At 65.4% G+C, this 24,551-nt stretch carries 20 protein-coding genes, 1 tRNA gene, 2 pseudogenes and 1 riboswitch; of the genes and pseudogenes, 12 read left to right on the forward strand and 11 right to left on the reverse strand.

All coding sequences use genetic code 11. The annotated features are described in order from the left end of the window. Positions 1–75 precede the first annotated feature (75 nt). From Q0Q36_RS05485 to Q0Q36_RS05505, 5 genes are all read right to left on the reverse strand, one after another. The gene (locus tag Q0Q36_RS05485; protein WP_293796205.1) at positions 76–933 is read right to left on the reverse strand and encodes an ABC transporter permease; all 858 of its coding nucleotides are present in this window, start codon (positions 931–933) and stop codon (positions 76–78) included. Continuing rightward, complete coding sequence (locus Q0Q36_RS05490) at positions 930–1,850, reverse strand: ABC transporter permease (protein WP_293796207.1); 921 nt, start codon at positions 1,848–1,850, stop codon at positions 930–932. Before Q0Q36_RS05490 ends, Q0Q36_RS05485 begins: the two co-directional genes overlap by 4 nt. 28 nt (positions 1,851–1,878) lie before the next feature. Continuing rightward, a complete protein-coding gene (locus tag Q0Q36_RS05495) occupies positions 1,879–3,525 on the reverse strand; it encodes a hydantoinase B/oxoprolinase family protein (protein ID WP_293796209.1) in 1,647 nt (548 codons plus the stop codon). A gap of 2 nt (positions 3,526–3,527) precedes the next feature. Beyond that, positions 3,528–5,609 carry a hydantoinase/oxoprolinase family protein gene (locus tag Q0Q36_RS05500; RefSeq protein ID WP_293796210.1) on the reverse strand — a complete coding sequence of 694 codons (2,082 nt, stop codon included), beginning with the start codon at positions 5,607–5,609 and terminating at the stop codon, positions 3,528–3,530. A gap of 93 nt (positions 5,610–5,702) precedes the next feature. Beyond that, positions 5,703–7,211, reverse strand: coding sequence for an ABC transporter substrate-binding protein (locus Q0Q36_RS05505; protein ID WP_293796211.1), 1,509 nt, complete (start codon positions 7,209–7,211; stop codon positions 5,703–5,705). A gap of 216 nt (positions 7,212–7,427) precedes the next feature. Here Q0Q36_RS05505 and Q0Q36_RS05510 point away from each other — a divergent pair, with 216 nt between their 5' ends. Further along, positions 7,428–8,114 (forward strand): GntR family transcriptional regulator, encoded by a 687-nt coding sequence (locus Q0Q36_RS05510; protein ID WP_293796212.1) that lies wholly within the window; start codon positions 7,428–7,430, stop codon positions 8,112–8,114. A 23-nt stretch (positions 8,115–8,137) separates the two neighbouring features. Then, a complete protein-coding gene (locus Q0Q36_RS05515; RefSeq protein ID WP_293796214.1) occupies positions 8,138–9,205 on the forward strand; it encodes an NAD/NADP octopine/nopaline dehydrogenase family protein in 1,068 nt (355 codons plus the stop codon). 107 nt (positions 9,206–9,312) lie between these two features. Here the strand turns inward: Q0Q36_RS05515 and Q0Q36_RS05520 are convergent. Next, positions 9,313–10,434 (reverse strand): annotated as a pseudogene (locus Q0Q36_RS05520) (IS3 family transposase). A gap of 84 nt (positions 10,435–10,518) precedes the next feature. On the opposite strand from Q0Q36_RS05520, the pseudogene Q0Q36_RS05525 reads away from it, so the two are divergent. Beyond that, positions 10,519–10,956: pseudogene (locus Q0Q36_RS05525) on the forward strand (ribonucleoside-diphosphate reductase subunit alpha); the annotation flags it as partial. On the opposite strand, the gene Q0Q36_RS25085 reads toward Q0Q36_RS05525, so the two are convergent. Continuing rightward, positions 10,938–11,309 (reverse strand): phage portal protein, encoded by a 372-nt coding sequence (locus tag Q0Q36_RS25085; protein WP_367187158.1) that lies wholly within the window; start codon positions 11,307–11,309, stop codon positions 10,938–10,940. The pseudogene Q0Q36_RS05525 and the gene Q0Q36_RS25085 sit on opposite strands and share 19 nt — an antisense overlap. A gap of 277 nt (positions 11,310–11,586) precedes the next feature. Beyond that, positions 11,587–11,677, reverse strand: a tRNA-Ser gene (locus tag Q0Q36_RS05530). Positions 11,678–11,901: 224 nt separating this feature from the next. Continuing rightward, a riboswitch (TPP riboswitch) is annotated at positions 11,902–12,003 on the forward strand. 47 nt (positions 12,004–12,050) lie between these two features. Between Q0Q36_RS05530 and thiO the strand changes: the two genes are divergently transcribed. The 4 genes from thiO to Q0Q36_RS05550 are packed head-to-tail and all read left to right on the forward strand — an operon-like array spanning position 12,051 to position 14,655. Continuing rightward, a complete protein-coding gene (gene thiO / locus Q0Q36_RS05535) occupies positions 12,051–13,073 on the forward strand; it encodes a glycine oxidase ThiO (protein WP_293796216.1) in 1,023 nt (340 codons plus the stop codon). Then, positions 13,057–13,254, forward strand: coding sequence for a sulfur carrier protein ThiS (thiS, locus tag Q0Q36_RS05540; protein ID WP_293796218.1), 198 nt, complete (start codon positions 13,057–13,059; stop codon positions 13,252–13,254). Before thiO ends, thiS begins: the two co-directional genes overlap by 17 nt. Position 13,255: 1 nt before the next feature. Next, entirely contained in the window at positions 13,256–14,026 is a 771-nt protein-coding gene (locus Q0Q36_RS05545) for a thiazole synthase (RefSeq protein ID WP_293796221.1), read from the forward strand. Between the two features lie 14 nt (positions 14,027–14,040). Further along, the gene (locus tag Q0Q36_RS05550; protein ID WP_293796223.1) at positions 14,041–14,655 is read left to right on the forward strand and encodes a thiamine phosphate synthase; all 615 of its coding nucleotides are present in this window, start codon (positions 14,041–14,043) and stop codon (positions 14,653–14,655) included. A gap of 198 nt (positions 14,656–14,853) precedes the next feature. Here Q0Q36_RS05550 and Q0Q36_RS05555 read toward each other — a convergent pair whose 3' ends face one another. The 3 genes from Q0Q36_RS05555 to Q0Q36_RS05565 all read right to left on the reverse strand — a co-directional run bounded on the left by Q0Q36_RS05555 (position 14,854) and on the right by Q0Q36_RS05565 (position 17,990). Continuing rightward, complete coding sequence (locus Q0Q36_RS05555; protein ID WP_293796225.1) at positions 14,854–15,168, reverse strand: SelT/SelW/SelH family protein; 315 nt, start codon at positions 15,166–15,168, stop codon at positions 14,854–14,856. Between the two features lie 135 nt (positions 15,169–15,303). Then, complete coding sequence (locus tag Q0Q36_RS05560) at positions 15,304–16,797, reverse strand: carboxypeptidase M32 (protein ID WP_293796226.1); 1,494 nt, start codon at positions 16,795–16,797, stop codon at positions 15,304–15,306. Positions 16,798–16,898: 101 nt separating this feature from the next. Then, on the reverse strand, positions 16,899–17,990 hold the full coding sequence (locus Q0Q36_RS05565; RefSeq protein ID WP_293796228.1) for an NADH:flavin oxidoreductase/NADH oxidase: 1,092 nt from the start codon (positions 17,988–17,990) through the stop codon (positions 16,899–16,901). A gap of 172 nt (positions 17,991–18,162) precedes the next feature. Between Q0Q36_RS05565 and Q0Q36_RS05570 the strand changes: the two genes are divergently transcribed. The 5 genes from Q0Q36_RS05570 (at position 18,163) to Q0Q36_RS05590 (ending at position 24,540) form a co-directional block, all read left to right on the forward strand. Then, a complete protein-coding gene (locus Q0Q36_RS05570) occupies positions 18,163–18,954 on the forward strand; it encodes an enoyl-CoA hydratase-related protein (protein ID WP_293796229.1) in 792 nt (263 codons plus the stop codon). A 14-nt stretch (positions 18,955–18,968) separates the two neighbouring features. After that, a complete protein-coding gene (locus Q0Q36_RS05575; RefSeq protein WP_293796231.1) occupies positions 18,969–19,637 on the forward strand; it encodes a transglutaminase family protein in 669 nt (222 codons plus the stop codon). 98 nt (positions 19,638–19,735) lie between these two features. Then, positions 19,736–20,206, forward strand: coding sequence for a MarR family winged helix-turn-helix transcriptional regulator (locus Q0Q36_RS05580; RefSeq protein ID WP_293796232.1), 471 nt, complete (start codon positions 19,736–19,738; stop codon positions 20,204–20,206). 15 nt (positions 20,207–20,221) lie between these two features. Then, positions 20,222–21,415 (forward strand): efflux RND transporter periplasmic adaptor subunit, encoded by a 1,194-nt coding sequence (locus Q0Q36_RS05585; RefSeq protein WP_293796234.1) that lies wholly within the window; start codon positions 20,222–20,224, stop codon positions 21,413–21,415. Then, on the forward strand, positions 21,412–24,540 hold the full coding sequence (locus Q0Q36_RS05590; RefSeq protein WP_293796236.1) for an efflux RND transporter permease subunit: 3,129 nt from the start codon (positions 21,412–21,414) through the stop codon (positions 24,538–24,540). Before Q0Q36_RS05585 ends, Q0Q36_RS05590 begins: the two co-directional genes overlap by 4 nt. The last annotated feature ends 11 nt before the right edge of the window (positions 24,541–24,551 follow it).

Consider the following 24,551-nt stretch of genomic DNA (forward strand, 5'->3'; position numbering starts at 1 on the left):
CCGAGAAGCGCCGACGCCACACGGCAGGCGCTTATCCGGAATGTGCTCCGGATGGGGCTTGAGGGCTGATCAAAGTCAGTGTCGATCGGCGCGCGGGTCGAGCCAATCCCGAAGCCAGTCGCCCAGCAGATTGACGCTCAGTACCGTCAACATCAGCGCCAGACCTGGCAGGGTAATGATCCACCAGGCGCTGGCGATGTAAGTGCGTCCGTCCGCGAGCATACGGCCCCAGCTCGGCGATGGAGGCTGGATGCCGAGGCCGAGGAAGCTTAGCCCCGCTTCGAGCACGATGGTGCGCGCCAGTTCGAGCGTCGCAACGACGAAGGCCGGTGTCAGAACATTGGGCAGAATGTGCCGGAGCAGCAGGCGCGCATGTCCGGCACCCATGGCGAGGGCGGCCTGCACGAATTCTCGCTCCCGGACCGTCAAAACCTGGGCCCGAATGATGCGGGCGTAGCGAACCCAGCTCGTCAGGGCGAGCACTGCGATCAGGTTGTGCAGGTTGGGGCCGAGCGCGGCGACAACCAGAAGGGCGAGCAGCATCAGTGGAAAGGCGAGCTGGATATCAACCAGCCTCATCAGCACGCGATCGTACCAGCCGCCGAAATAGCCGGCGACCAGCCCCAGCAGAACGCCGACGATGCCGCCGAGGATCACGGCGGAGCCGGCGATCGTCAGCGTTACGCGGCTGCCGGCGATGATGCGGCTCAGGATGTCGCGGCCGAGCTGGTCGGTGCCGAAGGGATGGGCACCGAGCCCGGCCCAGGAGATCGTCGGCGCCAGCATGCGGGCGCGCAGATCGCCGCGCGTGGGGTCAGGCAGGCCGAGCCAAGGGCCGGCGAGGGCCAATGCGAGCAGGATCACAAGCAGCGCTGCGCCGGTGAGGCCGAGCCAGTTCGCGCGCTGGCGGCGCAGGAACGAGAGGATCCTCATGACGCCTGCCGAATACGCGGATCGATCAAGGTGTAGAGCAGGTCGACCAGGAGATTGACTACGACGAAGATGGTCGCGACCACGGCGACGCCAGCCTGCACGACCGGGAAATCCTTGGTTTCGATCGCCTGAACGATCAGCCGCCCGACGCCCGGCCAGGCGAAGACGGTCTCGGTTACGGCCGCGCCGCCCAGCAGTTCGCCCGCCAGGATGCCTGTCATCGTGACCACGGGGATGAGGGAGTTCCGGCCGACATGCCAGATATAGACGCGGCGGGGAGCGAGGCCTTTCGCGTAGGCCGTGCGGACATAATCGTCCCGCATCACGTCGAGCATCGAGGAGCGCAACAGGCGCGCGATACTGGCCGTGGTGAAGCAGGCCAGGGTCACGGCCGGCAGGACCAGGTTCTGCCATTCGCCGTAGCCGCCCGTCGGGAACCAGCCAAGCTGCACGGCGAAGAGGAGGATGAGCATGATGCCGAGCCAGAAGGACGGCGTGGCCTGGCCGAGCAGAGCGACAAGCAGCACCAGTCCCTCGATCGCCGAGCCGCGATAGATCGCAGCCAGTGCTCCGGCCAAGCCGCCGACGAGAACGCCGATCACCAGGGCGCTGCCCGCCAGAAGCGCCGTCGCCGGCAGCCTCTCGAGCACCACGTCGAGCGCCGGGCGCGCGAACTGGAAGGATTGTCCGAAGTCGCCCTTCAGCGCATGGAGAAGGAAGGTCAGATATTGCTGAAGCAGCGGCTGGTCGAGCCCAAGCTGCGTGCGCAGCTCCTGCAATTCCTGCTCCGTCGCGCCGATCGGCAGCAGGAGCACGGCGGGGTCCCCCAGCAACCGCGAGACGACGAAGACGATCGTGACCACGCCCCAGATCGCGATCAGGCCCTCGCCGAGGCGGGAGGTCAGGTGGCGCGGCATCCGACGGCCTCCATCGTCACGACATTCGTCAGAGCTTCAGCCCGTAGATCTCGACAGCTGCCTGTCGCGAGATGCGCTCCTCGCGTAGATCGCGTTCGACCAGTGCACGGTCGCGCTTCTTCGGATCGCCGAAGCCGCCGCCGCCGGCCGCCACCATGCCGACCCATTCGCCGGGCTGGAGGATACCGGCGCGACGGTCGAGCGGCTTGGCACCGGGCGAAAGCTCGACCCGCGCGGTCAGGCCGTCCTGGCCGCCCTTGAGGCCGAAAGGGGGCACGATGCTGTTGGTGCCGCCGGCCGAGATGCGGGCGGTATGGTCGAGCATCTCGACACGCCGGCGCAAGGTCATGCCGCCACGGTATTCGCCCGCGCCGCCGGAATCCTGCACCAGCTCGTAGCATTTCACCATGACTGGATGCTCGATCTCGAGCGCCTCGATCGGCAGATTGGCGGTGTTCGTCGTGTTGACCTGCACGCCGTCGAGCCCGTCCTTGTCGGCGCGCGCGCCCATGCCGCCGCCGTGCATCTCGTTATAGACATAGAAGCGGCCGGTGCGCGGATGGATTCCGCTGGTCGTCAGCAGCGTGCCGCCGGTGGAGGCCGCGGCGATCCGCTCCGGCACGACACCGGCGAGCGCGGCGAAGATCATGTCGACGAGGCGCTGGCCGATATCGGTGCGGCTGTAGACGGCCGCCGGCGGCGTCGCGTTCAGTACGGAACCCATTGGCGCGGAGACATGGATCGGCCGATGGAAGCCGGCATTGGCCGGCAGATCGGGGTCGACGATTGCCTTCACGGCAAAATACACGGTCGCCAACAGCGCCGTATAGACCATGTTGATCGGCGCCCGGACCTGCGGCGGAGCGTCCGGGAAATCGACGAAGATCTCCTCGCCCTTCACATCGATCACGACCTGCAGATCCATCACGCCATCGACGAGATTGCTGTCGAAGTCGTGGCGGAAGCTGTAGGTGCCGTCCGGAATCTGTGCGATGCCGGCGCGCGTGCGCCGCTCGGTATAGTCGAGCACCTGCGCGCCAGCTGCGCGCACGGTTTCCGCGCCGTATTTGTCGCAGAGCGCCTGGTAGCGCTGCACGCCGAGGCGATTGGCCGCCATCTGGGCGCGGAAATCGTTGATGCGCTCACGCGGAACCTGACAGTTCAGCAAGATGAGCTGCATCAGGTCTTCCTGCAGCACGCCCTCGCGATAGAGCCGCACGGGCGGAATGCGCAGCCCTTCCTGGAAGATATGGGCGTGGCCGCGATCGACGAAGTCGGAATGGTGCGCGAGGTTCGTCACCCAGGCGACCAGCTTGTCGGCGTGGAAGATCGGCTCGAGGAAGACGATATCGTTGAGATGCGTGCCGCCGCCGGTATAGGCGTCGTTGCCGATGAAGACGTCACCGGGGCGCACGGTCGAGAGATCGTGGTTCTTGAAGACGTGGTCGGCGATGCCAAGCAGCGAGCCGAGATGGACCGGGATGTGCTCGGCCTGCGCGATGGTGCGGCCCTGCGCGTCGAACAGCGCGGTCGAGCAATCCTGCCGCTCCTTGATATTGGTCGAGTAGGCGGCGCGGATGATCGCCTTGCCCATTTCCTCGACGATGGTGGTGAGCGCGCTGCCGATGACCTCGACGGTGATCGGGTCGAGCTGCGTCTTGACGGTGTCGAGCATGGTCAGCCCTCGAGGATGAGGTTGAGATGGGTGTCGACGGTCGCGGTCTGTCCGGGCAGGACGAGCGTGGTCGAATCCATCTGGTCGATGATGGCGGGGCCGGCGATCGTGTGGCCGGGGCCGAGCAGGGCGCGGTCGTAGATCGGGCAGTTGGTGAAGCCGCCAGTTTCCGGCAGCCAGACTTCGCGATGGGCCGTGACGGCGGCCTCGACCGGGCCGGTCGCAGGCGGATAGGCCTTGAGGTCCGCCTTGGGCACGAGACCGACCGCTTCGATACGCAGCGTCGTGATCTGCACCGGCTCCTCGGCGGCGATATAGCCATAGACCTGCTTGTGGATGCGCTCGAACTCGGCGCGCAGCTTGACCAGCGCGTCGGCGTCGATCGGACCGGCAGGGCAGGGCACCGTCAGCTCGTAGCCCTGGCCGCCATAGCGCATGTCGACAGAGCGAAGCAGCGAGCGCCGTGCCTCCGGGATTTCCTCCTGGGCGAACCAGTCCTGCCCGCGCTCTTCCAGGCCGGCGAAGCCGCTCTCCATGCCCGGCACGCCGTCAGTGCTCAGAGGCAGGAGGCGAGTCAGCGAGAGGTTGGTCCGCAGGTCGGTCAGCAGCAGGCCGAGCGCGCACATGATGCCCGGATATTTCGGGATGACGAGGCGCGGGATATCGAGCTCTCGCGCGAGGCGTGCGGCATGGATGGGGCCGGCGCCGCCGAAGCCAAGCATGACATAGTCCCGCGGATCATAGCCGCGCTCGACCGAGATCACGCGGATCGCCTTCGCCATGTTGGCGATGACCACGCTGATGATGCCTTGCGCCGTTTCCATGACGCCGAGGCCAAGCTTGTCGGCCAGTCGCCCGATCGCCGCCTTGGCGCGGGCCTGGTCGATCTTCATGCGGCCGTTGAGGAGATGGGTCGGGTTCAGCACCTGCAGCACGACATTGGCGTCGGTAACCGTCGGCTCTTCGTTACCGCGTCCATAGCAGACCGGGCCGGGATCGGCGGCGGCCGAGCGCGGTCCGACCTTGAGCAGGCCGCCGGCATCGATATGGGCGATCGAGCCGCCACCGGCGCCGACCGTATGGATGTCGAGCATCGGCAGCTTCAGCGGGTAGCCATGGACAATGGCGTCGTTCGACATCTGCGGCCGACCGCGGTCGATCAGCGAGACGTCGGTGGATGTGCCGCCCATGTCGAAGGTGATGACGTTGTCGAAGCCGGCAAGACCGCCGACCGACAGCGCGCCGATGACGCCGGCAGCCGGCCCGGAGAGCACCGTGCGGGCCGGAAAGTTCTGCGCGACCTCCGAGGAGATGACGCCGCCATTCGACTGCGTCAGATGCGGATGGGCATCGATGCCGATCTCGGCAAGCCGCGGCTGCAGCTTCGAGAGATAGGACTTCATGATTGGGCCGAGATAGGCGTTCACGACCGTGGTCGAGAGCCGCTCGTATTCGCGGAACTCGGGCGCGACCTCATGCGAGATCGAGACGAAGGCGCCCGGCATCTCCTCGGCAAGGATCTCCTTGACGCGCTTCTCATGCGCCGGCTCGATGAAGGAGAACAGGAAGCATACGGCAACGGTGCTGATGCCCTGCTCCTTGAGCTTGCGGGCGGCCGCGCGGACCTCCTCCTCGTCGAGGGCTGTGTGGATGCTGCCGTCGAAACGCACGCGCTCGCTGACTTCCAGCCGCTTGTCGCGCGTCACCAGGATGCGCGGCTTCTGCGTCTGGATGTCGTAGAGGGAATCGCGCTTCTGGCGGCGCAATTCCAGCACGTCGCGAAAACCCTTGGTGGTGATCAGTCCCGTCTCGGCGCCGCGCCCGACGATCAGTGCATTGGTCGCGACCGTCGTGCCATGGCCGAAATAGACGACGTCGATCTTCTGCCCGGTTGCCTTGGCAACTTCTGTGACGCCCTGCTCGATGCCGCCGGCGATGCCGAGCGAGGGGTCCTGCGGCGTGCTCGACACTTTCCAGACATGGATTTCGCCATGCGTCTCGTCGAACATGCAGACATCGGTGAAAGTGCCGCCTGAATCGACGCCGACGCGCAGCTTCAGGGTGGTTTCGTCTTGAACGGTCATGACGTGGTCGCGATCCGGTTTGATCGGGGTTCAGGCAAGGCTGTGGCGCTGGCGGGCTGTTGAAGCCCGTCGCTCGGGTCGTGTTGGTGGCTGTCAGCGCGTCTTGATATCGATCGCGCGGACCCAGTCGTCGCCGCGCGCCTGCCAGGCGATGCCCTTGGACTGGGCGTAGGTGATCGGCGTGAAGAACATGAAGATCGAGGGAGAGTCCTCGCAGAGCTGCTTGGTCAGTTTGCGGTAGAGCTCGGTACGCTTGGCCACGTCATTGGTCGAGCGGGCCGCCTTCGCGGCTTCGTTGAAGCTCACATTGTCCCAATAGGATTGCGGGTTCTCCTTCTCCCAGAAGTTCAGGAGCCCGCCGGCATCCAGCGTCGGCCATCCCAGCCCGAAATAGGCGGTATCGCCGAGGTTCTTGCCGACGATGTACTTGTTCATGAAGGCGCCGAATTCCATCTCGCGCAATTTCACGGTGACGCCGATCTCGCCGAGCTGGGACGCGACGACCTGGGCAATGTCGGAAGCCTGGATATAGCGCCCTGTGGGTACCTCGAGATCCATGGTCAGCCCGTTGGCGAAGCCGGCCTCCGCCAAAAGCTTCTTGGCCTGCGTGGGATCGTAAGGCACCGGTTTCAGGTCGGGGTTGAAGCCGAAGTAGACGGGCGAGAGCGGCTGGCAGGCGCTGATCTCGGCGAGACCGTCGAGCAATCCGTCATTGATGGCCTTGCGGTCGATGCCGAGGTTGAGCGCGCGCCAGAGCTTCGGATTGTCCTTAAAGGGAGCTTTCAGGGCATTGAGCTTGATGAACATGCCGCGCGTGCCGGCGACGGAGCTGGCATCGGCCTTGCCGCTCGCCTTGATGCGCGCGATCTCGGAGGTGGGAAAGCCGGTGATGAGATCGACATCGCCAGCCTGGAGTGCGGCGATCCGCGAGGAATCCTCCGGGATGATGCGGAAGGTGACATTCTCGAACGCGGGCTTGTCGCCCCAGTAGTCCTTACGGGCCTTCAGCACGATCCGGTCGCCGCTGGCAAAGCGCACGAGCTCATAAGGTCCGCTGCCGAGTGCCGCGACGGAGGGATTGTTCTCCCCGGTCCATTTCGGCGGCATCAGGAGGAACATCGACATCTGGTCAGGCAGGTCGGGATAGGCGCCTTTGGTGACGAATTCGACGACCGTAGGCGAGACGGCCTTGACCTCGCTGATCGCCGCGAACCAGGGCTTGTTGCGTGCGCCGGTCTTGGGGTCGAGCACACGCTCGACATTCCACTTCACGGCCTCGGCATCGAGCTTTTCACCGTTCGAGAAAGTCACGCCTTCGCGCAGCGTAAAGCGCCAGGCCGTGTCGCCGATCGCTTCCCATTTCGTGGCGAGGCCCGGTCGGAGTTTCAGGTCCGGCCCGCGGTCGACGAGCGGCGTGTAGATGTGCGCGGCGACGCTGAGATCCGTGCCGACGGTTGTCGACTTGTCGGGATCGAGCGTGTTGACGTTGCTCGACAGGGCGATGGTCAGGCCGCGTGCCGACGCCGGCGCGATGAGGACTGTTGAGCTAACCCCGAAAGCAAGGGCGGCGACGAACCGGTGGGCGAAAGCCTTATTGCGCATAACAATCCCCTGTTCTTGACTTTGGCGCCAATCTTGAGTTCATGATTGGCATCTGTCAATCGCCCGTCTTAGGATGTTTTGCTCAATGAAGGTGCAGCGGCGCATGACTTCATCTCCGGTCCGCCGGAGAGCAGCGCTGATGAATTGCGGTTCTGCGGCAAAGCAGGCGAAGATGGTTGCGAGCATGCAGGGATTCGCCTGCGGAACATGGCGCTGATGACGTTGGATATTGGGCAGAGCGGCGGAGCTGGAGCCGGCACGCGCAGCGCACGGACGGCGGGCGGCAGCGCGTCCCGCGCCCGCGAACTCGCCAAGCTGATCGAGAAGGACATCAGCACGGGCCGTCTCAGCGCTGGCTCCTGGCTGAAGCAGGTCGATCTCGAGGCACAATACAGCGCCTCGCGGCTCGACATTCGCCAGGCGCTGGACCGGCTGGAGGAGAAGGGCTTCGTCAAGCTGGAGGCCAATCGTGGCTATCGTGTCGAGACTTTCGACAAGGCGCGCTTCCGCAATGTCGTGACGATCCGCGCGATCCTGGAAGTCGCGGCCGCCGCCGAGGTCCTGAAACATATCGACGCGGCGGGGCTCGAGCGATTGCGGCAGCGGGCCGACGATTTCGCAGAAGCCGTCAGCGCAGGAACCGTGATCGCGCAGGAGGAGGCGAACTATGCCTTCCACGCCGCCATGCTCGCGTTTTGCCCGAATGGCGACCTCGTCTCGATGATCTTCGACCTGCGCAGCCGTGTTCCCGTCACGCTGACCCGCGAAAAGAACACCGCAGCGTTGCTCGCGAACACCGTGCGAGAGCACTACGAGATCGTCGAACGCCTGCGTGAACGCGACGCATCCGGCCTGGAAGCTGTGGTTCACAAGCACGTTCTCGGCGGTCTGGAAATCGCCTGACACCATCAAAGGGGATCGAACCCATGCGCGTCGCCATCGTCGGCTTCGGTGGGATCGGGCGCGGCTATGCCGCCTACCTGACCGCCCATGGGCACGAGCCTGTCATCTGGTCCCCGAGCGGCGCGGCGCTCGCGGATTTCGCGGACGATGCGACGTTGACCGCCACGGGCAAGCTCGAATCCACCGTACCGGTTCACATCGCCCGCGATTGCGCCGAAGTGGTAGCCGGTGCCGAGGCGATCATCGTCACGGTTCAGGCCAACGGCTTCAAGGCAGTGATCGATGCGATAGCCCCTCATCTCGCGGCCGGGCAAACCGTCATATTCAGCGCCCATTGCTCGTTCGCGGCGCTTTATCTTCACCGCCTGCTCAAGATGCGCGGGATCGACATTCCGATCGCAGCCTGGGCCACGACCGCCCTGACCGCGCGCAGGAGCGGTCCTCGCAGCGTCCATATCTCCGGCATCCGGGCCAGGCTCGATGTCGCCACCTTGCCTGTCCGTCACGCGCAAGCGGGGCTCGAAACCTGCCGCACGCTCTTCGGAGATCGCTTCGAGCCACGCGAAGACGTGCTGGCGATCCTGCTCAGCAATCTCAATCCGCCGGCCCATGTCGCCAATATGCTCGGCAACCTGACCAGGGCGGAGCGCGGCGAAGACTGGCCGAACTATGGCTCGATCACGCAGGGGGTCGGGCGCATCGTCGATGCCATGGATGTCGAGCGCCTGGCGCTGGCCAAGGCCTTCGGCCTTTCGGTCCGCAGCGTACAGGACCACTATGTTCATTCGTTTGGCGTATCGCCTGGCCCGGTGGGTGAGATGGCCGCAGCGGTCTACAAGAACCGGCCAGAGCTTCTCGGCCCGAAGACGCTGGATACCCGTTTCATCACCGAGGATGTGCCATTTGGGCTGGTCCCTTTGGAAGCACTAGGGCGGGTGGTCGGCTTGAAGTTGCCCTTGCATGAGGCCGGCATCGCGCTGTTCAACGCGATCTGCGCACGGAATTTCCGTGCCGAGAACGACCTTCTGCCAGCGCTCGATCTGGGGCGTCTTTCCGCAGCAGAACTCCGTCGGGAATTGCGGGGAGAGTAGGGTTGTGATCCGAGACCATTTGCTGGATCGCCGGAAGCTGGAGTTTCCGGCCTTCTGATCCGAGACCATTTGCTGGAGCGCCGGAAGCTGGAGTTTCCGGCCTACGATCACGGCGGAGGGCTGGGTGTTCCGCCGGGATTCTGCAGCAGGATCGGTGGCTTGTTGCCGATGGCCCCGTGCGGCCGATCCTCGTTGTAGTATTTGACCCAAGCCTCCATCTTTTCGGCCGCATCCGCAGGTGTCAGGAACCAATGCGTGTTCAGGCACTCGCTGCGAAAGCGGCCGTTGAACGCCTCGATGAAAGCGTTGTCGGTCGGTTTCCCCGGGCGCGAGAAGTCGAGCGTGACGCCCTTGGCATAGGCCCACAGGTCGAGGTCGCGGCTGATGAACTCGGAGCCCTGATCGACCCGGATCGTCCTCGGATAGCCCATTTTCGCGCAGACCTTTTCCAGCGTGGCGACGACATCCTCAGCCCGGTAGCTGAAGCGGGGATCGACGGCCGGCGAGAAGCGCGAGAAGGTGTCGACCACCGTCAACACCCGGATCTTGCGGCCTGTGGCGAGCTGGTCATGGACAAAATCCATCGCCCAGACATCGTTCGGCCGCGTCGCCGGCGCGCGGTCCTCGCGCAGCTTCGCCTTGACCCGTCGCTTGGGCGTCTTGTTCCTGAGCTGCAAGCCTAACTCATTGTAGATCCTTCGAATCCGCTTCTGATTGACATGCCAGCCCTCGCGCCGCAGCAGCACGTCGACACGGCGATAGCCGTAGCGAACGCTTAGTCTCGCAGATCGCCTTGATCCGGGCTGCCAAGGGGGTCTGGTCGGGCCGGCACGATTTGTAGTGGTAGCTCGACGTGTCGAACTCCAGGACCGCACAGGCCCGCCGGATCGACACCTGCCACTCACCACAGACCAGGCTGACGAGCTCGCGCTTGCGACCAGGCCTTAGATTTTTCGGCGGATCGTCCTGCAGCATCTCACGGTCCAGCGCGAGGTCGGCGACGAGCTTGCGCAGCTTCGCATTCTCATCCTCGAGCTGCTTCAACCGCCGCATCTCGGCCGGCAGCAGCCCGTCGTACTTCTTCTTCCAGTTGAACCGAAGGTCCGCGAAGCGAAATAGGTCGCTTGGCTGATCCCGGCCCGCCGGCAGATCTCCGCCACCGGAATGCCGTCCGCGCTCTGCTTCAGAATAAACGCCTTCTGCGCGTCCGAGAACTTCGAATCCTTCATCGCCTTCCGCTCCTCCCAGCCCAAGGGAAACGACACGGAAAACTCTACCTAAAAGCGATCCAGTTTTAAGGGCTCAGATCAGATCTGCGCGAGCGGGTGAAGACCACCGGCATGCGCAACTCGAACACGATGGCGATCGCGCCGACCGCGACGATCTCCAACATCGTCGGCGTCTCGCAGTCGATCGAGCCGTCCTACAGCCAGCTCTACGTCAAGGCGAACATGTCGGGCGACTTCACGGTGGTGAATGCCGGGCTCGTCCACGATCTGAAGGTAAGGGGGCTCTGGGACGAGGTGATGGTCTCCGACCTGAAGTACTATGACGGCAAGGTCAGCCAGATCGACCGCGTCCCGTCCGATCTCAAGGCGCTTTACGCCACCTCCTTCGAGATCTCGACCGAGTGGCTGATCCGGGCGGCCGCGCGTCGTCAGAAATGGATCGACCAGGGCCAATCGCTCAACCTCTATATAGCGCAGCCCTCGGGCCGGAAGCTCGACGAGGCCTATCGGCTGGCGTGGCGGCTGGCCACGGCGAACGCACCGGCATCGTTCATGAGCGTGTCCCGTTCAAGTTCCATGATGAACTGCGGCGCACTGGTCCAGCCGTTCGGGCGATGGCTCAGCAGGTCTGCAAGCGGATGATCGGCGCGTTCCTTCCCGCCATCCTCAAGCCGCTGAAACAGATGCAGAGGCAGGACGCCAAGCGTCTCAGACCGAACCGCTACGGCTCGCGCTACCGGGGCGCACTGCAGTGCCTTCAGCGGCGAGACCGCGATCCCGGACGCAGTGCCGTTGGCCGCAGCCAAGAACTCGGCGAGAGCGTCCAAGCTCTTCCGGTCGTCAGCCCCATCAATCTTGCGCGTCCACGGCCACATGGCCGCAACGAATCACAAGCCGACGTACTTTGCAAATTAGCAATATATTAGCGGGATTAATGCCAATATTTCTTGCGTTTATGCAATTACATTGGCGCGCAGCTGGTGAGAAGATTCGCAGGGCAGGGGCGATCATGGGGATGAAGACGGAGCTATCCGAGCCTGTTCGGCACACGGAAGGCGGATTTACAGCCCATCTCAACGCGTATGTAGAGACGTGTATAGAGGAGAGGGACTGCAAGAAAATGCAGCGTTTTCAGTGCTTAAGAGAGGTGAGTGGCGGAGACGGAGGGATTCGAACCCTCGATACCCTTGTGGGGTATGCTCATTTAGCAAACGAGTGCCTTCAGCCTCTCGGCCACGTCTCCGGCGAGAGGCTCTATGCCTGATTGCAGAGCCGTTTGACAAGCCTTGTCGGCAACTTCCTTCGCTCTGGCTGTGTATGCGTCCAAAGCCGAAGCCGATCAAAGAGCACTCCATTGGTAATGGAGCATGTGAGAAGCGGAGAGGTGCAGAGGCTAGGCCAAAGGCTGCTGCGCAGGAGCCTTGCGCCAGCTTGCCTTGCTCATGCCGCGGGCAGTCACTAGATTGATCCCGTCCGTTGGGGTGCCGAGAGGCTGAGAGGCGTGGTTCGCGCCAACCCATCGTACCTGATCCGGGTAATGCCGGCGAAGGGAACGGTCTTCGGCAGACATCGTGCTCGTGCCCCAGGCCGCTGCCTTCCCGGGAGCAGGGAAGATCATGACGGCGGAACGCCCTCATTCAGACTTCAATGTCGCAGTGGTCGGCGCCGGCGTCGTTGGCCTCGCCTGCGCGACCGAATTGCTGGCGCGCGGCGCTTGCGTGACCATCCACGAGCGCGGCCCACGCATCGGTGCCGAGGCCTGCTCCTGGTATGCCGGTGGCATGCTCGCGCCGTGGTGCGAGGGCGAGAGCGCCGAGGAGCCGGTGATCCGGCTCGGGCAGCAGGCGGCCGATTGGTGGGAGCGCCATGCCGGTGGTGTCGTCCGCAACGGTACGCTCGTCGTCGCGCCCAGCCGGGACCGCTCGGAGTTGCGCCGCTTCGGCGAGCGCACCAGCCATTTCGAGGAGATCGACGGCGAGGCCATTTCCGGCCTGGAGCCCGATCTCGCCGGGCGTTTCTCGCGCGGGCTGTTCTTCGCGGGCGAAGGCCATCTCGATCCGCGCCAGGCGATCGCGGCTTTGGCCGAGCGGCTGGCCTCGAACGGGGCTGCGATTCATTTCGGCAGTGCCGTGGAACCCGCCGATCTCGATGCCGATATCGTCCTCGACTGCCGGGGGCTGGCAGCGCGCGATATCCTGCCCGATCTGCGCGGCGTCAAGGGCGAGATGCTGCTGCTGCGTAGCGACGATATCAGCCTGTCGCGGCCGGTCCGGCTGCTGCATCCGCGCATCCCGCTCTATATCGTGCCGCGCGCGGATGGGTTGTTCATGGTCGGCGCGACCATGATCGAGAGCAGCGAGCGCCGCCGCATCTCCGCCCGCGCCATGCTGGAGCTGCTCGGTGCTGCCTATGCGCTGCATCCGGCCTTCGCCGAGGCGGAGGTGGTCGAGATCGGCACCGATGCCCGCCCGGCCTTTCCCGACAACCTGCCGCGGCTCACGCGTCACGGCCGGGTGATCCATGTTAACGGGCTCTATCGCCACGGTTTCCTGCTCAGCCCCGCCATGGCGCGGATGGCGGCCGAGGCCGTGCTGAACCCGCAAGCAACACCGGAGATGCTGCATGATCTTGCTGCTTAACGGCGCGCCCCAGACGGTTGCCGCGAAGACGCTGGCCGAGGCGCTGGCCGAGCTGGGCTTTGGCGGCCGCATCGTCGCGACCGCCGTAAACGGCGATTTCGTGCCGGCTCGCAAGCGCGCCGAGACTCATCTGAGCGAGGGCGACCGCGTCGAAATCGTCGCACCGATGCAGGGAGGCTGAGATGGCATCCTTCTATGGCTTTGAGCCGCAGAACCCGCTTTTCCTGGGTACGGCGCAATATCCGTCGCCTGCGATCCTCGCCGAGGCGGTGAAGCGCTCAGGGGTGGAGGTCGTCACGGTTTCGCTGCGCCGGGAATCGTCGGGAGGCGCCGGCCAGGCCTTCTGGGCCTTGATCCGTGAGCTCGGCGTCAAGGTTCTCCCCAACACGGCCGGCTGTCACACCGTCAAGGAGGCAGTGACCACCGCGCAGATGGCGCGCGAAGTCTTCGGCACCGACTGGATCAAGCTCGAGGTGATCGGCGAGGACGATACGCTCCAGCCGGACGTGATCGCGCTTGTCGAGGCCGCGCGCATCCTCGCCAATGACGGCTTCAAGGTCTTTCCATATACCACCGAAGACCTCGTCGTTGGCGGGCGGTTGATTGATGCCGGTTGCGAGGTCTTGATGCCATGGGGCGCGCCGATCGGATCGGGCAGGGGGCTCAACAACCCCTATGGTTTGCGTAGCATGCGCCAGCATTTCCCGGATGTGCCGCTCGTCGTCGATGCCGGCATCGGCCTGCCCTCCCATGCCGCGCAGGCGATGGAGCTGGGCTATGACGGCATCCTGCTCAACACCGCCATCGCCAAGGCGGGCGATCCCGCCGCGATGGCCGAGGCGTTCGCGCTCGCCATCCGCGCCGGCCGCCAGGCCTTCGCCGCGCAGCCGATCGAGGCGCGTGACATGGCCGCTCCCTCCACGCCCGTCATGGGCAAAGCCTTCCTCGCCTGAAAGACTTACTCCGCATGAAGCTCGACCCGTTCTATCCCATCTTCGACAGCGCCGACTGGCTGGAGCGGATGCTGCCGCTCGGCGTCAAGCTGGTACAGTTGCGCGTCAAGGATCGCCCCGAGACCGAGGTCGCCCGCGAGATCGCGCGGGCGAAGGCGCTCTGCGCCGCGGCCGGCTGCGTGCTCGTGATCAACGACTATTGGAAGCTCGCCATCGCCGAGGGCTGCGAATGGTTGCACCTCGGCCAGGAGGATCTCGACGAGGCCGATCTCGGCGCGATCCGCAAGGCCGGGCTGAAGCTCGGAATCAGCAGCCATGACGAGCCCGAGCTTGAGCGCGCGCTGGCGGCGAAGCCGGACTATGTCGCGCTCGGCCCGGTCTATCCGACGATCCTGAAGCGGATGCGCTTCGGCCCGCAGGGGCTGGAACGGCTCGGCGAATGGAAGCGCCGGATCGCGGACCTGCCGCTGGTCGGCATCGGCGGCATTTCGCTGGAGCGGGCACCGGGCGTCTTCGAGGCCGGCGCCGACATCGTCGCCGCGGTGACCGACATCACCTTGAACGCCGATCCCGAGGGTAGATTGAAGGCCTGGGTCGCGGCGACGCGGAAGTATGCGAGGACAGCCTGAACGTCATTGCGGGGCGGGCTGTAGGCTCAAGCCCGGAAACCATGAGCAGGACATTCCGTCATGGTCGGGCTTGTCCCGACCATCCACGTCTTTCTTTGTGGAGGGCGGTGTTCAAGACGTGGATGCTCGCCACAAGGGCGAGCATGACGAGAGCTGGACAACGTCGTGTCCCGGAATGACGGAGTGGTTCCGGCGCTCTCAGCTCTCGGCCTCAGCCGACATTGTGTGGCCGTCGACATGGCCGAGGCTGCGCTCGGGGTCGAGCCGGTCGCGCACGCGCTGCTTCAGCACCTTGGAATCCGGGAAGCCGCCATCGACCTTGCGGTCCCAGATCAATTCGCCGTCGTAATGGATCTGGAATATCCCGCCGGTGCGCGGGATCAGGGCGACCTCGCCGAGATCCTGCCCGAAGGTCGAGAGCAGCTCCTGCCCGAGCCAGGCCGAGCGCAGCATCCAGTTGCACATCGAGCAATAGGTGATGGCGATGCGGGGGGCGGGCTTGGTCTGGGTCATGATCGGTCACCGAAGCAGGAGGTCGTCTCCGACATCCTGCTTCGCGAGCCCCGATGCAAGCCCGAAAGCCGCATGGCCGACCGGCGATCGGCTATGAGCTAAGCTTTTGTTTCAACTAAATAAAATGAAGGGGGCTCAAACCTCGTCGATATAGCGCCTGCGCAGGTGGGCCTTGAACACCGAGGCGTCGAGCGGTCGGCCGGTCGCCTCCGTCAGCAGTTCGTCGGTCTGGAGCAGCGAGCCCTTGCCGTGGATATTGGTGCGCAGCCAGCCGACCAGCGGGCTGAAATCGCCCTTGCCGATGCCGGGCAGGATCGAGGGTTCCGCTTTGCAGGCGGCATCGAAGATCTGGGCCGCGGTCATCGCGCCCAGCGTATAGGTCGGGAAATAGCCCCAGCCGCCGGACGGCCAGTGGATGTCTTGCAGGCAGCCGAGCCGCTCGTTCGGCACGGTGACGCCCAGCATGGACTTCATTCCGGCATTCCAGGCCGCCGGCAATTCGGCGAGCGGCATCTCGTCGGCGATAAGCGCCTTCTCCAGCCGGTAGCGCAGGATGACATGGGCCGGGTAGGTGACCTCGTCGGCATCGACGCGGATGAAGCCTGGCTCGACGCGGGTATAGCGGTGCCATAGCGCCTCGCTCTCCCAGGCCGGTCCCGTACCGCCGAAGCTCTCGCGCATCAGCGGCGCGGCATAGGTCAGGAACTGGCGCGAACGGCAGGCCTGCATCTCCATGAGCAGCGACTGGCTCTCGTGCAGGCTCATGCCGCGCGCGGCGCCGACCGGCTGATTGAGATAGCTTTGCGGCCGGCCTTGTTCGTAGAGCGCGTGGCCGGTCTCGTGCAGCACGCCCATCAGAGCCTTGGTGAAATCCGCCTCGTCATAGCGGGTGGTGATGCGCACATCGTTGTCGGCGCCGCCGCAGAACGGGTGGGTCGAGATGTCGAGCCGGCCGCGCTCGAAATCATAGCCGAGCGCCGCCATGAACTTGAGGCCGAGCGCGCGCTGCGTCTCGGTGGCGAAGGGGCCTTCCAGCGCAGGCTGCGCCGGCCGGCGCGCCTGTACAGCCATGGCCTCCTGCGTGAAACCGGGCAGGAAGGCGGCGAGATCGTCGAACAGCGCGTCGATCTTGGCGGAGCGGCCGCCCGGCTCGTAGTCGTTGAGCAGCGCGTCATAAGGCGAGAGCCCGAGCTTCTCGCCCTTGGCCCGGCCGATCTGGCGTTGCAGGTTCAGGACCTCGGCGAGATAGGGCAGGAGCCCGGCGAAATCCGCATCGGCCCGCGCTTGCCGCCAGCGCATCTCGCAGGCGGAGATCGCCTTGCTCGACGCTTCGACCAGTTCGGAGGGCAGGGCGGTATCGACGGTCCAGACACGCCTGATCTCGCGCAGGTTCGCCTTTTCCCAGGCGCCGAGGCTGCTGTCGTTCTCGGCTTCGCCGAGCCAGTCACCGACGCGGGCATCGGTTGAAAGCCCGTGGCGCATGACCTGGAGCAGGGCCATGCTCTCGGCCCGCGTCTCGGCCGCGCCCTTCGGCATCATCACGTCGTTGTCCCATTGCAGGATGCCGATGGCGTTCGACAGGGCGGCGATGCGGCCGAAATGGGCGGAGAGGTCGGAATAGGCGGTCATGCGGCTCTCTGGTGCGGAGGCGGGCGGCGCAATTGAAGTGTTTTCGTCATTCCGGACAAGCCGCGTCAGCAGCGCCAGTCCGGAATGACGATGGTGATCGCTCAGGCGAACAGCTTGGAATACTGCCGCGGCTGCGAGCGCAGATATTGGTTCGGAGCCTTGACGGTGGCGCCGAGCTGCGCCGCCGCGTGCCAGGGCCAGCGCGGGTTGTAGAGGATGCCGCGTGCCAGCGCGACGAGGTCCGCTTCGCCAGTGCCGATGATCGCCTCGGCCTGCTCGGCCTCGGTGATCAGCCCGACAGCCATGGTCGTGATACCCGTCGCCTGCTTCACGGCGCGCGCCAATGGCACCTGATAGCTCGGGCCGAGAGGCACCTTCTGCGTCGCGGAAAGCCCGCCACCGGACATGTCGATGAAATCGGCGCTGCGCGCCTTCGCCGCCGCGGAGAAGGCGATGCTCTGCGCGATATCCCAGCCGCCCTCGACCCAGTCCGTGCCGGAGATGCGGAAGCCGACGGGATAGCCTGCCGGCACCACGGCTCGCACCGCATCGAGCACCGCGAGCGGAAAGCGCATCCGGTTTTGCAGCGAGCCGCCATACTCATCCTCGCGCTTGTTCGAGAAGGGCGAGAGAAACTGGTGCATCAGATAGCCATGGGCGCCATGGAGCTCGATAGCGGCGAATCCGAGCCGCACGGCCCGGCGGGCCGAATCCGCGAAGGCTTCGATCAATCGGCCGATATCGTCTGTGGTGAGTGCGCGCGGTGGCCGGGGATAGTTCTCGAAGCCGATCGGGGAGGGGGCTTCGACCGTCCAGCCGCCTTGGTCGAGGCCGAGCTGGCCGCCGCCCTTCCAGGGCTGGGCGAGGGAAGCCTTGCGGCCGGCATGGGCGAGCTGGATCGCGATCGGCATGTCGGACCAGCGGCGGGCGGCATCGAGCGCCTTGCCGAGCGCGGCCTCCGTCTCGTCGGACCAGAGGCCGAGATCGAAGGGGCTGATGCGCCCGTCCGGCTCGACGGCGGTCGCCTCGATGATCAGGAGGCCGGCGCCCGACAGCGCGAGATGGCCGAGATGGATGGTGTGCCAGTCGCTGGCGCAGCCATCCTGCGCCGAATACTGGCACATCGGCGCGATGACGATACGGTTGGCGAGCGTAAGGCTGCCGAGCTGATAGGGGCTGAAGAGCTGGCTCATGGCGGGAGAAGGTCTCGGAAGGGACAGGTTTCCCGCGCAGTCTAGAAGCCGCCGCCCGGCCAAGGCCAGTGGTCCTCGCGCAAACGCGATGCCCGATGCGTGCAGATGCACCTCGCGATGCCGGCAATCCCGGTGCTAGCCTCGCGGGGCCCATTCGCCTGCGGAGACCGCCATGTCAGATGCTTCCGATTCCGTTCAATTGAACCATGACGGGGGCGTCGCGATCCTGACTCTGAACCGGCCGACGGTGCTGAACGCCATCGATGCGCCCATGGCCGAACGCTTTCTCGCGCAGGTCAAAGCGATCGCGGCCCGCGATGATGTCCGCGCCATCCTTTTGCAGGGCAATGGCCGAGCCTTCTGCGCCGGCGGCGACGTCTCCCGGTTTCTGGCGAGCAGCGATATTGCAGCGGGTATCGAGGCGATCATGGCGCCGCTACACGAAGCGCTCCGCCTGCTCGATGCCCTGCCGCAACCCTCTGTCGCCTGCATGCAAGGCGCCGTCGCCGGCGGCGGCTTCAGCCTCGCGCTCGCCTGCGACCTCGCCGTTGCGGCGGACGATGCCCGCTTCACCATGGCCTATGCCCGGATCGGCGCGACGCCCGATCTCGGCGGGACCTATCGGCTCGCCCGCCTCGTCGGCCAGCGCAAGGCGCGCGAGATCGCGCTGCTGGCCGAGACCTTCGGCGCGGGCGAGGCGCTCGGCTTCGGCCTCGTCAATCGGGTCGTGCCAGCCGCTTCGGCACGCGACGAGGCCGTCGCGCTGGCCCGCAAGCTCGCGGCGGGGCCGACCGGCGCCTATGGCCGCATCCGCACACTGCTGGCCGAGGCTCCGGATGCCGATCTCGCTGATCATCTCGATGCGGAGCGCGATGCCTTCCGCGCGACGACCGCCACCGCCGATTTCCGCGAAGGCGTGACGGCCTTCCTCGAAAAGCGCCCCGCCGCTTTTGTCGGCCGGTGAATGGAGAGCCCGCGATGCAGGACAGCCAGCGCACGCTTTTCCTGAGCCCGGCGGAATTCGTCGACAGCGACCATCCGGCCGTGATCGCCGAAGCCGGGCTCCTGACGAAGGGCGTCGTCGATCGCGCCGAACAGGCGCGAATCCTCTACGATCGCGTTCGCGACGGCATCCGTTACGATCCTTATCGCGATTTCCACGATCCCCGGACCTATCGCGCCAGTGCGGTGCTGGAGGCCGGAATCGGCTATTGCGTGGGCAAGGCGGCATTGCTCGCGGCCTTGTGCCGCGCCGTCGGCATTCCCGCGCGGGTGGGGCTCGCCGATGTCCGCAACCACCTGGCGACGTCGCGCCTGCTGGAAGCGGTCGGCACGGACGTTTTCGCCTATCACGGCTATACCGAGCTGCACCTGGATGGCGGCTGGCTCAAGGCCTCGCCCACTTTCAATGCGAGCCTGTGCGAGAAGCTCGGCGTCGCAGTGCTGTCGTTCGACGGGCGGCAGGACGCCGTGCTCCAGAGCTTCGACCGGCAGGGCCGCAGCTTCATGAGCTATCTCGCCGAGCATGGCAGCTTCTTCGACGTGCCCGTGAAGTTCCTCATCAGCGAGATGTCGCGGCTCTATCCGAAGCTCTGCGTGCCCGGTGGCCTGCGCGGCACCAGCATGGAGCAGGAAGCTCGCGCCTGAGCGATCTCACCTTTGCGTGTGCGCTGCACAAACCCCTCGTCAAATTGCCGTAATCCGACATATGATAAGCAGGCTTACGGTTGGGAGGCCTGTCAATAATGAAGCGACCCCTGCGGCGGGAACTCGTGTTCCAGCTCGTCGAGACCTCACGGCTGCTGCGGACCTATGTCGAGCAGCGGGCGCGTCAGCATGGCACGACGCGGGCGCAGTGGGGGGTGATGTCGCGTTTGCGGCGGCAGGAGGGGCTCAATCAGGCCGCGCTCGCCGAGCAGATGGACCTGCAGCCCATTTCGCTCGCGCGCCTGCTCGACCGCCTGCAGAATCAGAACCTGATTGAGCGCCGCGAAGACCCGGCCGATCGCCGGGCCTATCGCCTCTACCTCACGCCGGAAGGCCGATCGCTCGTCGACGATCTCGATGCCGTGCGGAGCGACATCGCCCATGAAGTGCTGGGCGATGTCGACGAGACATCGATCCTGTCCGCGCTCGACACGCTCTCCGCGATCCGCGAGCAGACCCGAACCCGAACCGAAGACAAGGCCCCGGCTTCCGCCGGCCATGCCGCCTGAGCAAGTGGACAGACAATGAAGCGTTCAGGATTGGTGACCGGCGTCGTCATCGCCGGCCTTGTTGCGGGCGGGATCTGGCATTGGCGCGGGCGTACGCCGGAAGCGGCGCAAACCGCGCGTGCCGGCCGCGGCGACGGCGGAGCGGTTTCGGTGATCTCGGCAGCTGCGATCCAGGCGGATTTCCCGGTGCGCAAGCACGCCATCGGCTTCGTCGAGACGCCGGCGAGCGTCCTCGTGCGCTCGCGCATCGACAGTCAGATCATGACGCAGAACGTCGTCGACGGGCAGTTCGTCAAGGCCGGCGATCTGCTCTTCACCCTCGACGATCGCGACATCAAGGCCCAGATCGCCAAGGACGAGGCGATGTTGGCTCGGGACGAGGCGACCCATACCCGCAACCTCGCCGATCTCGAGCGCTACAAGCAGCTCTTGGCGCGCAATGCCGGCACCCAGGTGCAGGTCGACCAGGCGATCGCCGACGAGAAGAGCTCCGCCGCCAACATCCAGGGCGATCATGCGACGCTGGACGCGGACCGGCTCAAGCTGGGTTATACCCGCATCACCGCGCCGATCGATGGCCGCGTCGGTTCGGTGCAGGTCACGCCCGGCAATCTCGTCAATGCTACCGGCAATAACAGCGGCACCAGCCTCGTCACCATCACCCAGATGAAGCCGCTGCGTGTCTCCTTCGCTCTGCCCGAGAGCGAATTGCCGACCTTGCAGGGGGCGCTCGCCGCGGCCAAGGCCGTGCCGGTGACGGCGCGGGTCCCGAATTCCGGCCGCCCGGCGGCCGAGGGCAAGCTCAACTTCGTCGATTCCACCGTGGACATCACGTCCGGGACGATCACCGCCAAGGCCGCCTTCGCCAATGACGATCTCACCCTCTGGCCCGGGCAATATGTCGATGTCGAGATCATCCCCGATACCCTGGCCGGGGTCACGGTGATCCCGACTGTCGCCGTGCAGACGGGGCAGAAAGGGCCTTACGCCTTCGTCGTGAAGCCGGATTCAACCGTGGATCTCCGGCAGATCAAGGTCGCGCTCAACGACGGTGACCGCACGGCGGTGACCGAGGGCATCGCCCCGGGCGAGCGTGTCGTCATCGACGGCCAGATGCGGCTGAAGCAGGGCACGCCTGTGCGCGAGCGGGCGGCCACGGGCGACAAGCCGCCACAGGCGACGCCGGTTGCAGAAGGCGCACGCTCATGAACGTCTCCGGTTTCTGTATCCGCCACCCTGTCGCGACCATCCTGATGTCGGTCTCGCTGGTCCTGGCGGGGCTGTTCGCCTGGCGCTTCCTGCCGGTCGCGGCGCTGCCGCGCGCCGAGTTCCCCGTCGTCAACGTCTTCGCCCAATTGCCCGGCGCCTCGCCCGACACGATGGCGACCTCGGTCGCGACGCCGCTGATCAAGCAGTTCGGCACCATCGCCGGCATCGACTCGATCTCGACCATCAACTCGCAAGGGGCGACCTCGATCGCGATTCAGTTCGTGCTGAACCGCAATATCGACGCCGCCGCTGCCGATGTTCAGGCCGCGATCACCCGCACACAGCGGCAATTGCCGATCGAGATGACGACCCCGCCGAGCTATCGCAAGGTGAATCCGGCCGATGCGCCGATCATCCTGCTGGCGCTGAAGAGCGATGTGGTGCCGCTCTCGCAGCTCGATGCCTTCGCCCAGCAGGTGATCTCGCCGGCACTCTCCACCGTCGACGGTGTTGCCCAGGTGCTGATCTGGGGCAGCCAGAAATACGCGGTGCGCATCCAGATCGACCCGACGGCGCTCGCAGCGCGCGGCATTGGCCTCGACGAGTTGCAGGCGGCGATCACCGCGACCAACGCCAATACGCCGGTCGGCACGCTCCAGAACACGGCCCAGCAGCTCACCATTCAGGCGCAGACGCAGCTCGCCAATGCAGAGCAGTTCACCAATGTCATCATCACCACGCGCTCGGGCAAGCCGGTCCGGCTCGGCGACGTCGCCAAGGTGATCGACTCCGTCGAAAATACGCAGACCCGCAGCACCTATGACGGCACGCCCGCGATCGTGCTCGCCGTACAACGCCAGCCCGACGCCAACACCGTCGAGGTCGTCGATCGCGTCAAGGCGATGCTTCCCGCCTTCGAAGCCCAGTTGCCGGCCGCGGCTTCGCTCTCGCTGCTGAACGACCGCTCGACCTCGATCCGCCAAGCCGTGGAGGACGTGCAGTTCACGCTGATGCTGACCATCGCGCTGGTCATCATGGTGATCTTCGTCTTCCTGCGCCGGGTCGCGGCGACCTTCATCCCCGCGGTCGCAGTGCCGATCTCGATCATCGCCACGCTGGCGGCGATGTACATGCTCAATTTCTCGATCGACAACATCTCGCTGCTGGGGCTCACGCTCTCTGTCGGCCTCGTCGTCGACGATGCCATCGTCATGCTCGAGAACATCGTCCGCCACATGGAAGAGGACGGCCTCTCCGCCTACGAGGCCTCGCTCAAGGGGGCGGGCGAGATCGGCTTCACCATCATCTCGATCTCGCTCTCGCTGGTCGCGGTCTTCATCCCCGTGCTGCTGATGGGCGGCGTCATCGGCCGCATCTTCAACGAATTCGCGGTGGTGGTGACGGTCTCGATCCTCGCCTCCGCCTTCGTTTCGCTGACGCTGACACCGATGCTCTGCTCGCGTCTCCTCTCCGGCTATTCCGAGCATCATCAGGAGAACGCGCTCGGGCGCCTGCTGGAAAAGGGCTTCGACAAGCTGCTCGCCGGCTATGATGCAGGCCTGAAACTCTGCCTGCGCTTTCAGCCGCTGGTGCTTCTCGCCTTCTTCCTGACCATGGGTGGCAGCGTCTGGCTGCTCCAGAGCGCGCCGAAGGGCTTCTTTCCGCAAGAGGATATCGGCCAGCTCTCGGTCTCGACCGAGGCGCGGCAGGACATCTCCTTCGATGCGATGCTGAAGCTGCAATCCGAGGTTGCCGACATCTTCCGCAAGTCGCCCTATGTCGCGCATGTCGCTTCGTCGGTCGGCGGCAATGGCAGCGGCGGCAGCGCGCTCAATTCCGGGCGCCTCTTCGTCGAGTTGAAGCGATTGGACGAGCGCCCCAAGCTGCAGCAGGTTCTCTCTTCACTGCGCCGTGACCTCGGCCAGGTGGCGGGCATCAACGCCTATATGGTTCCCGTCCAGAACTTGAACATCGGCGCGCGTTCCTCCAAGAGCCAGTACCAGCTCGTCGTGCAGGGGCTTGACCAGGGACTGATGAACGATTGGGCCATGCGCCTGGCCGACGCGATGAGCCGCGACCGCACTGTCTTCGCCGACGTCACCACCGATCTCCAGAACAACGCCTTGCAGGCGACCGTCATCATCGATCGCGACAAGGCCAATGCGCTCGGCATCGGCTCGGACATCCTGCGCTCGACGCTTTATTCCGGCTTCGGCGTCCGTCAGGTCTCGACGATCTACACGGCCGGCGACAGTTACGAGGTCGTGGTCGAGTTCAATCCGAACGAGCACTGGACTCCCGAGCGGCTGAACGCCATCCGCGTACGCACCAAGTCCGGCACTCTGGTGCCTCTCGGCGCCATCGCCCGCATCGAGCGCACGGCCGGACAGCTCACGGTCAACCAGCTCGGCCAGCTTCCGGCGGTGACGATCTCCTACAACTTGCCGGCCGGCGTCGCGCTCGGCGACAGCGTCCTGCGCATCGAGGCGATCAAGGACCAGCTCAACCTGCCCAAGTCGATCACGACCACGCTCGCCGGCACGGCCAAGACCTTCCAGGACTCGCTGGCAAACCAGGGGCTGCTGATCGCCGGCGCGATCCTGACCATCTACATCGTGCTCGGCATCCTCTACGAGAGCTTCATCCACCCGCTGACGATCCTGACCGGCCTGCCGTCGGCGGCGGTCGGCGCGCTGGGGGCGCTGAGGTTGTTCGACCTCGAGCTCTCCGTCATTGCGATCATCGGCCTGCTGATGCTGATCGGCATCGTCAAGAAGAACGCGATCATGATGATCGACGTGGCACTGGTGCTCAGGCGCGAGGGCCTATCGGCGCAGGAGGCGATACACAAGGCCTGCGTGATGCGTTTCCGGCCGATCCTGATGACGACGCTGGCGGCGCTGATGGGCACCTTGCCGATCGCGCTCGGCGCGGGCGCCAGCGCGGAACTGCGCCAGCCGCTCGGCATCGCGGTGGTCGGCGGCCTGATGATCTCGCAAGTGCTGACGCTGTTCATCACGCCCGTCCTGTTCCTCTACATGGACAGGCTCTCGGAAGGGCTGGTGAAGCTCGGCGGCTATGTCCGCGGCACGAAGCACGAGCCAGTCACGCATCCGGCGGAATAACAGAGGCGTCC

It is taken from the genome of uncultured Allobosea sp. (assembly GCF_945957345.1).
GTDB lineage: Bacteria > Pseudomonadota > Alphaproteobacteria > Rhizobiales > Beijerinckiaceae > Allobosea.

Excerpts from the sequence above, each read along its gene's own strand:
- Q0Q36_RS05485 (WP_293796205.1), bottom strand. The coding sequence starts at position 933 with ATGAGGATCCTCTCGTTCCTGCGCCGCCAGCGCGCGAACTGGCTCGGC.
- Q0Q36_RS05490 (WP_293796207.1), bottom strand. The coding sequence starts at position 1,850 with ATGCCGCGCCACCTGACCTCCCGCCTCGGCGAGGGCCTGATCGCGATC.
- Q0Q36_RS05495 (WP_293796209.1), bottom strand. The coding sequence starts at position 3,525 with ATGCTCGACACCGTCAAGACGCAGCTCGACCCGATCACCGTCGAGGTC.
- Q0Q36_RS05500 (WP_293796210.1), bottom strand. The coding sequence starts at position 5,609 with ATGACCGTTCAAGACGAAACCACCCTGAAGCTGCGCGTCGGCGTCGAT.
- Q0Q36_RS05505 (WP_293796211.1), bottom strand. The coding sequence starts at position 7,211 with ATGCGCAATAAGGCTTTCGCCCACCGGTTCGTCGCCGCCCTTGCTTTC.
- Q0Q36_RS05510 (WP_293796212.1), top strand. The coding sequence starts at position 7,428 with ATGACGTTGGATATTGGGCAGAGCGGCGGAGCTGGAGCCGGCACGCGC.
- Q0Q36_RS05515 (WP_293796214.1), top strand. The coding sequence starts at position 8,138 with ATGCGCGTCGCCATCGTCGGCTTCGGTGGGATCGGGCGCGGCTATGCC.
- Q0Q36_RS25085 (WP_367187158.1), bottom strand. The coding sequence starts at position 11,309 with ATGTGGCCGTGGACGCGCAAGATTGATGGGGCTGACGACCGGAAGAGC.
- thiO (WP_293796216.1), top strand. The coding sequence starts at position 12,051 with ATGACGGCGGAACGCCCTCATTCAGACTTCAATGTCGCAGTGGTCGGC.
- thiS (WP_293796218.1), top strand. The coding sequence starts at position 13,057 with ATGATCTTGCTGCTTAACGGCGCGCCCCAGACGGTTGCCGCGAAGACG.
- Q0Q36_RS05545 (WP_293796221.1), top strand. The coding sequence starts at position 13,256 with ATGGCATCCTTCTATGGCTTTGAGCCGCAGAACCCGCTTTTCCTGGGT.
- Q0Q36_RS05550 (WP_293796223.1), top strand. The coding sequence starts at position 14,041 with ATGAAGCTCGACCCGTTCTATCCCATCTTCGACAGCGCCGACTGGCTG.
- Q0Q36_RS05555 (WP_293796225.1), bottom strand. The coding sequence starts at position 15,168 with ATGACCCAGACCAAGCCCGCCCCCCGCATCGCCATCACCTATTGCTCG.
- Q0Q36_RS05560 (WP_293796226.1), bottom strand. The coding sequence starts at position 16,797 with ATGACCGCCTATTCCGACCTCTCCGCCCATTTCGGCCGCATCGCCGCC.
- Q0Q36_RS05565 (WP_293796228.1), bottom strand. The coding sequence starts at position 17,990 with ATGAGCCAGCTCTTCAGCCCCTATCAGCTCGGCAGCCTTACGCTCGCC.
- Q0Q36_RS05570 (WP_293796229.1), top strand. The coding sequence starts at position 18,163 with ATGTCAGATGCTTCCGATTCCGTTCAATTGAACCATGACGGGGGCGTC.
- Q0Q36_RS05575 (WP_293796231.1), top strand. The coding sequence starts at position 18,969 with ATGCAGGACAGCCAGCGCACGCTTTTCCTGAGCCCGGCGGAATTCGTC.
- Q0Q36_RS05580 (WP_293796232.1), top strand. The coding sequence starts at position 19,736 with ATGAAGCGACCCCTGCGGCGGGAACTCGTGTTCCAGCTCGTCGAGACC.
- Q0Q36_RS05585 (WP_293796234.1), top strand. The coding sequence starts at position 20,222 with ATGAAGCGTTCAGGATTGGTGACCGGCGTCGTCATCGCCGGCCTTGTT.
- Q0Q36_RS05590 (WP_293796236.1), top strand. The coding sequence starts at position 21,412 with ATGAACGTCTCCGGTTTCTGTATCCGCCACCCTGTCGCGACCATCCTG.